This is a genomic window from Spirosoma utsteinense (assembly GCF_014282275.1).
Classification (GTDB): Bacteria; Bacteroidota; Bacteroidia; order Cytophagales; family Spirosomataceae; genus Spirosoma; species Spirosoma utsteinense.
The window spans coordinates 38,669-45,912 of sequence record NZ_VFIA01000041.1 but is presented as its reverse complement, the minus strand read 5'-3'; the positions used below and the strand labels follow the sequence as shown (position 1 = coordinate 45,912).

Below are 7,244 nucleotides of genomic sequence, written 5' to 3'. Positions count from 1 at the left end.
CCTTAAAGACCCCGAATTGTTACAGCGTGCCGGCGCTATCGCCAAAGCGATGGGCAATGCCGAAGCCAGCAACAAACTAATTGCCGACGCCCGCAAAACAAATCCAAATTTTACGCTGTAGACGCGTTCGTTTAACAACTCTAGTCATGTTCGTCCGGGCCTGGTTCACCGTGCTGCTGCTTACCAGCTACCTGCTCATTGCGGGAACGGGCTTTATCAATGCCCCTGACGAACCGCGCTTCGCCACAGCCGACTCCCATGCCCACCAGGTTCACCACCACCAGGACCGTTATTCGGATTTCGACGGTATGGAGTTGGGCCTCGACGAACTGTCAGACCTGACCGTTCAGTCAACCACCGACGCCAGCACGCCCGATAGGCAACCGTCGCTGAAAATAACCGGGATTGATGCCCACTGCCTACCCGGCAAACTCTCTTTCTCTTTCCTGTCCATCTACCAGACCAAAGGGTCAGTAGGTGGGTATCTGGCGGTCGCCCTGCCTGCCGTTGCCCGCCCTGTTGATGAGCCCCCCTGGTAACACTCCAGCGTAGTATACGCAGAAACAGTAGCGTTCACGTGTGTCAACTACGCACGTGCCGATACACTGCGCCCGCGTACTCGTTCAATGCTAGCTTCCTGAGATCCTTATTGTGTGCAGCAATTGTGGCACAGGTGTGTTCGTGTGTTCCTGAGTGGTCATCTTCCGTTCTCCCGTCAATGAAAAGACGTATCCTTTTTTTCTTGTTTTTATTCGCCAGTTTATCTGCATTCGCTCATCAGGGTAAGGTGGTCGGTACGGTCTATGACCAGGCCACTAACCTGCCGCTGCGGGGAGTTAACGTCCGTTTATCCGACCTGGGTAAGGCAACTCTAACCAATGAGTTAGGGCAGTATCGCTTCGACGGATTGACCCCCGCGTCGTATACAATCGAACTGTCGCACGTTGGTTTTGGGGCGCAGACGGTTATCGTACTGGTGCAGGACGACCAGACGACACTGGTAAAAACAACGCTCTCGAACGCGCCGGTTCAACTGAGCGAGGTGCTGGTATCATCGCATCGGGCACACGACCAGCAATTGATCAGCAGTTTGGACATCAAACTGCGGCCCATCATCAACTCGCAGGAAATTTTGCGCATGGTACCGGGCCTGTTCATCGGGCAGCACGCAGGCGGGGGAAAAGCCGAACAGATTTTTCTACGCGGCTTTGATCTCGATCACGGAACCGATATCCGGCTCACGGTAGATGACATGCCCGTGAATATGGTCTCACACGCACATGGGCAGGGCTACGCTGATCTGCACTTTGTGATTCCTGAACTGGTTGAAGGGGCTGACTTCAAAAAAGGACCGTACCACACCGAAAAAGGCAACTTTGCTACGGCAGGCTGGGTAAATTTCAGAACCCGTACGGCGCTGGATAAAAGTTTCGTGAAACTGGAAGCCGGACAGTATGATACCTACCGCGTCGTAGCCGGCCTGGATTTACTCGGCAGTAAAGGCCGCGCCAAAAACCAATCGGCCTACCTCGCGTCGGAGTATTCCTACACGAACTCCTACTTTGAGAACCCGCAGGCATTCAGGCGATTGAACCTGCTGGGCAAATATCATGGTCATATAGGGGCCAATACCAACATGACGCTGACAGGTTCGACGTTCTACAGCAAATGGAACCACTCGGGTCAAATTCCAGACCGGGCCGTTAGTTCTGGCCTAACCGGCTTTTTCGGCTCCGTTGACCCCACAGAAGGGGGCGAGACCAGCCGAACAAATGTCAATGCGCAATTCACGACCGTGACGCCCCGTGACCACGTCATCAAAAACCAGTTGTTTTACAGTAACTATGCCTTCGAACTGTATTCTAACTTCACATTTTTTCTCCGCGACTCGATCAACGGCGACCAGATCCGGCAGAAAGAGCGACGCAACATCGTCGGCTATAACGGCAGCTATTCGACACAAAACGCTATTGGGCGCACCAACTGGACAACCACGCTGGGGGTACAATACCGGCACGACATGACAGCAGGCCGCAACACCCCCACCGAACTATCGTACAGTAAAAACCGTACGGAAACGCTGCAACGGGTGACGTATGGCGATATCAACGAACTCAACGCGGCTGTCTACGTCGATGAGCTGATTCAACTATCGGATCGGTTTACGGTCAATGCAGGTCTCCGGGTAGATTATTTTCGCAGCCAATACACCGACCGGATCCCGGTTACACCCCAGACCGGGCGAGCCACGCAGGCCCTTGTTTCGCCAAAGCTGAATCTATATTACACGGCGAACCAACGGCTGCAAGTATACCTGAATACGGGCAAAGGCTTTCACTCAAACGATGCACGCGTAGTGGTCCCTCAGAATGGACGAGAGATTTTGCCGGCGGCTTACGGGTCCGATCTGGGCGTAATTTATAAGCCGTTTCCTAAACTCCTCATCAACGCAGCCGCCTGGTATCTATGGCTGGCGCAGGAGTTTGTGTATGTTGGCGACGAAGGCGTCGTAGAAGCGGGGGGGCGTACGCAGCGGAAGGGCGTTGATGTGTCGGTACGCTACCAGCTTACTAAATCCCTGTACGCTGATCTCGATCTGAATACAGCCCAGCCCCGCTCCCTCGATGCAGAATCAGGACAGAACTACCTGCCGTTGGCTCCGCGCTTTACGTCGGTTGGGGAGCTGTCGCTACAAACCAAGGCAGGGTTTAGTGGTTCACTGCGGTACCGGTACATCGCTGACCGACCAGCCAACGAAGACAACTCGCTTGTGGCGAAGGGTTATTTTGTCAATGATGTACAGGCTACCTATACAAACCGGAACTACACGCTCGGGCTGTCGGTGCAAAACCTGTTCGACGCGCGCTGGAAAGAAACCCAGTTCGCCACGGAGAGTCGCCTGCGGGGTGAAGCCGCACCGGTCAATGAGATTCACTTCACGCCCGGAACCCCGTTTTTTGCGCGCTTAAGTCTGATGTATTCTTTCTGACCTCTTGCCATATTCCTTACCCGATTCGTCAGGCTACTTTGACACCATCACCTACATCGTACTGATAAAAGCCTGCCGAAAGCGGATAAGTCCATCCTCTCAGCAGGCTTTTTGTCAGGTGATTAGTAGAAACGGACTGAAAAGCATACCTACTAGTAGATATGTTCGACTAAGTCTATGTTTTTGTTGACTATTTAACTCATCCCCATTACTTTGAAGACAATATCAAATAAAACCCTGCAGAAATAAATCTATACACATGAATACTACCGCTCAGCCCTTGATTTATTTGGTCGACGATGACCTGGACGAACACTTCTTACTGCAAAAAATTTTCAACCGCCATCATACCGACTGCACGCTGCGTTATTTCACAGATGGAGCCGAGTTAGTAACCCACCTGACTCATTGCCTGGATGGAAGACTACCAAATTTAATCGTACTGGACTGGAACCTACCCGTTTTGAGCGGGACCCAGGTGCTTCAGCTCCTCAAACAGGACTGTCAGTGGCGGGGTATACCCGTTGTCGTACGAAGTGGTTCAGAGCAGGAAAACGACATTAAAAGCAGCTACGAACTTGGTGCCCAAGCCTTCATAATGAAAGCCGGCAACTACCAGCAGCTGGTTAATTCAGTTACTGCCCTGCGTTACCGTTGTTTAAATTAGTAAGCAGCTGCTTACCAACTTGTTGTTTCGAAACCCTGAGGTCTGGTCGCTATCTGAGTAGTAGTTGAATCTGTGGCCAGACGCCCCAATGCCTTATAGATAAGGCTAACGGCGGCTTCGATACGCTGCCAGCCAGCTTCGGTGCGCAGATCGATGCCAATCATGGGTCGGTTCTGTTGGGCTTGAATAGTCAGGTGTGACAGCGCTCCGAGTAACACGGCGGATGTAGCCTGATAATCGGCACCCTCTACAAAGGCAAGTTGACCGACCATCCGGGTTAGTTCGGCATCCTGTGCCTGACTAACCACATCAGCGAGGGGATTATGTTCTTTTACCGTGGCCATCAGCAGTTCCCGTGCCGACCGGGAGGCACGCACGCGCCGAAATAACTGTAAGGCTTGTCCAGACCAGATTGGGGCTAAATCAGTTGGCGTTATAGGCCGCATCTGCTCAAGCAAAGCCACCGAATACTGGGGTACGATCCGACCCAGGCGAAGGTAGTAATCGAACAAACCATCCAGACCGCCAAAGTAGCGGTAAATAAGAACTTTACTAATATCGGCCTTTTGGGCCAATAACGAGATGCTAACGCCGTCGATACCGCCCTCGGCTAGCAATTCTTCAAGGGCATCGACGATTCGCTGCGTAGTAGCTGTTCGATTACGAGTATGTTTCTGTGTACTTGGCATATTAATCGTTGAGTAGATATTAAGTTAGACGATTAATTACCTAATTAGTCACTAAATACTCTCATCTTTTAATGAATAGTGTACGAACGGCTGATTAGTAGCTAGATAGTGTTTAATCAAGATTAAAAGGTTTGCCCGTTAACTGCCCGCTGAACACGGATTAGACCAGTGTCTGTCAGGATAGTAGAATTTACTTAAACCCGAATAGTAACGGAAACACAAAGGTTACCAAAGCGCTCCACCCACTATATACCGGCAGAAAAAACGCCATAGACGTTCCCACCAGGGAGAGATCGGTCTTTCGGGTAATAGCGCCAAAAAGTCTCACCCCTACATAAAGTAGATGACTAAGCATCAGCACGTTCGCGCCTAATACCGCTGCCCGGTTAGGCGTAATTCCCCACTCCGCAATCCGGAACAGGACGGCTGACAAGGCAATTCCGTTCACCACTATGGTCACCAGTGAGAGTAGAAACAGAATCAGGATTTGGGTAGAATTCCTGTTTACGGGTGTTGTCCCGGATACAGAAAAGAAAATAAGGGCCATCACACCGATCAGCAACGCATTGTACAGCAACAGGAACTCCCGATCATGGTATGGGTCTTTCCCGGAAAAAACGGTAGCCGCCAGATAGACTATCAGCATGACCAGCGCCACCGGGCTGAACAGGTTCGCAATTACCGGAGACACCTTATTGACCAGGGCGGGCTGTACCTGGGTAAGAAAAGTAGCCACGATGGGTACAGCAGCCAGCCCGCATACCACAACGTAATTAAAGTAGAACGTTTCAATGTGCCAGCCGCTCAACTCGAACAGCCCAAGGGTAAGGCCCGTCATGAGCCCCCCGGACAGCAGGAGGAGCGCAATCACCACCGCCAGCTCACCATTATACCGCAGAAAGCCCAGCCAGTTTACACCCCCCCTCCACTTACCTCCATCAAACGTGAAGCCCAGCAGCGACCATAACCACAACGGCAAATGAATACAGGACAGGAGTAAGGTATTGCTGGAGGAACGTTGAGGAAGCAAATTGATAAACGCGGTGGCTAACAGAATAAGTACAGCCAGCCAGACGCCTGTTTTGGCAGAAATTTTATTCTTCCAGCCGAAATAGGCGATCAAAAGTGGAAAGACGATAAATCCCGCATTACGCAGGTAAAAGAACTCCTTGTCCAGCGATAACATAGCTGGCAACTGAGCTACCAGCGCTGCCAGCAGCGACGCAACCAGTACAACGACCCGTTCCTGCGCATTTCCCCAGAATGGTTCTTCATACCGGTAGTTCAGTCGTTGATACCAACCCTCGGCGAGCGGGTTGTTCTCCAATTGTGGATAGAGCGCATTGAAGGCCACTTTAAAAGATGGCTTGTTGGTCCAGTACAACTTTTCCAGTTGTTGGGGACTGTCGATGTTTAACAGGATTTCCTCACGCATAGATCAAGATAAGATTTGAAAGTACTTTGTGTTTCAAAGTTAATAGTAATTTTTAGTACACAATCGAGTCAGACCGTTTTTTTTGAAAACAGTCTCGATCAGATAAGTAAATTAAATTCTACAATGAGATTTGAGATCGGTTAGTCCGGCTCAGTTGTTCAGACATACCTGTCTTTCAGGCAGATAAATATCGCTCTGGTGGGTGGCTTACCTGTTCAGAGCTTCAATCGGATACCCGCCCTGTTCAGCAAGCCCGTAGTCCAGGCGCAAAAAAGCGCAAACAGTAAGGATTTGAGCAGGCCAACACCGCCTGTTAGCAGCGCCTTGGGCAAGTGAAAAGGCAGGAGTGTCATCAGGGCATAGGCAAAATAGGGTAGCAGATAACACAGTAACGTATCTGTCCCGGCCGGTTTTATGGCTGAAAACCAGGTTGCTTTTTTACCGATATCGGCCAGCCAGTACAAGGCTGTGAAGGCGAGCAGGGTAAAAGCACTACACAGGAATAACCAGGCGGGGGTAGCGCCTAACTTACTGAGCCCCCAGAACGGCCGGGTACCTACGGATAAACCGATTAAAAGAACCGACAAAAGTAGAAAGACACCTGTCATCCACGTAGTATCTCCCCGCTGGCGATACCCTTGAAAAAGGGTTGCGACGACTACGCCACCCATAGCAAGGCCCACCAGCGTACCACCACGGATGGCAGCGGGAATAAAATCGACGGCAACAGGTACTAACCCTGCCTGATCAGCCATACTGAGTATAGCAAAGCCAATCCAGGCCAGAAACAGCAGGCTCGATCGACCACGGGCGAAAACCGTAACCAAAGCCGCTGCTAGATAGGACCAGCCAATAAGCCCCAGTATACCCCACCAATGCGTACCAAACCGGGTCAGGGTTACGTCCCCGCCCCGGTACAGGAAGGCCAGTATCAGCAAACAAATGATTCCGATTCCCTTGCTGGCCCCTACAAGCCCGGAGGAAGGTGATTTTGGATAAACACCCCAGATGAGAATAAATGACAGACACGACAGCGTATTCCAGCCCGCCCGCTGTATACCCGAAGCGGCTTCGTTGATCGATTCACCGTTTACCAGAAAAACGCCCATTACCAGTAAGGCAATAGACCGGCCGACGACATGACCAACAAGCGCGGTAACGGTAGCTCCTTTTTTGCGCCGGGCCTCAATGGCATAGGGTAACGACATGCCGACGATGAACAGAAAGGCCGGAAAAATGGTATCGGCCAGTCCAATGCCATCAGCGCCTTGGGGTACATGCTCCAGCCAGGCGGGTATATCGGTCAGCGACCACAGATCGTTCACAAAAATCATCAGCACCATCGTAATGGCCCGCAGTAAATCGATCGACATGACCCGGTCAGAGATTTTAACCAGGGAGGTGGGTGAGTTGGATACTGTTTCTGCCTGATGCATATTGGGCTGGGCTCTGCGAGGAAAAGTT

6 protein-coding genes are annotated in these 7,244 nt (G+C 51.4%); 3 read left to right on the top strand and 3 right to left on the bottom strand.

The window, feature by feature from the left end:
* The first annotated feature begins 146 nt into the window (after positions 1 to 146).
* From FH603_RS23195 to FH603_RS23185, 3 genes are all read left to right on the top strand, one after another.
* Positions 147 to 539 (top strand): hypothetical protein, encoded by a 393-nt coding sequence (locus FH603_RS23195; protein WP_186740612.1) that lies wholly within the window; start codon positions 147 to 149, stop codon positions 537 to 539.
* A gap of 179 nt (positions 540 to 718) precedes the next feature.
* Positions 719 to 2,989 carry a TonB-dependent receptor gene (locus FH603_RS23190; RefSeq protein ID WP_186740610.1) on the top strand — a complete coding sequence of 757 codons (2,271 nt, stop codon included), beginning with the start codon at positions 719 to 721 and terminating at the stop codon, positions 2,987 to 2,989.
* A gap of 259 nt (positions 2,990 to 3,248) precedes the next feature.
* Positions 3,249 to 3,656: a response regulator gene (locus tag FH603_RS23185; protein WP_186740608.1), complete on the top strand. Its 408-nt coding sequence runs from the start codon at positions 3,249 to 3,251 to the stop codon at positions 3,654 to 3,656.
* A gap of 11 nt (positions 3,657 to 3,667) precedes the next feature.
* Here the strand turns inward: FH603_RS23185 and FH603_RS23180 are convergent, their stop codons facing one another.
* The 3 genes from FH603_RS23180 to FH603_RS23170 all read right to left on the bottom strand — a co-directional run bounded on the left by FH603_RS23180 (position 3,668) and on the right by FH603_RS23170 (position 7,216).
* A complete protein-coding gene (locus FH603_RS23180) occupies positions 3,668 to 4,345 on the bottom strand; it encodes a TetR/AcrR family transcriptional regulator (protein ID WP_186740606.1) in 678 nt (225 codons plus the stop codon).
* Positions 4,346 to 4,535: 190 nt separating this feature from the next.
* Positions 4,536 to 5,780 carry a hypothetical protein gene (locus FH603_RS23175; RefSeq protein ID WP_186740604.1) on the bottom strand — a complete coding sequence of 415 codons (1,245 nt, stop codon included), beginning with the start codon at positions 5,778 to 5,780 and terminating at the stop codon, positions 4,536 to 4,538.
* Between the two features lie 215 nt (positions 5,781 to 5,995).
* Positions 5,996 to 7,216: a DUF5009 domain-containing protein gene (locus tag FH603_RS23170; RefSeq protein ID WP_186740601.1), complete on the bottom strand. Its 1,221-nt coding sequence runs from the start codon at positions 7,214 to 7,216 to the stop codon at positions 5,996 to 5,998.
* Between the last annotated feature and the right edge of the window lie 28 nt (positions 7,217 to 7,244).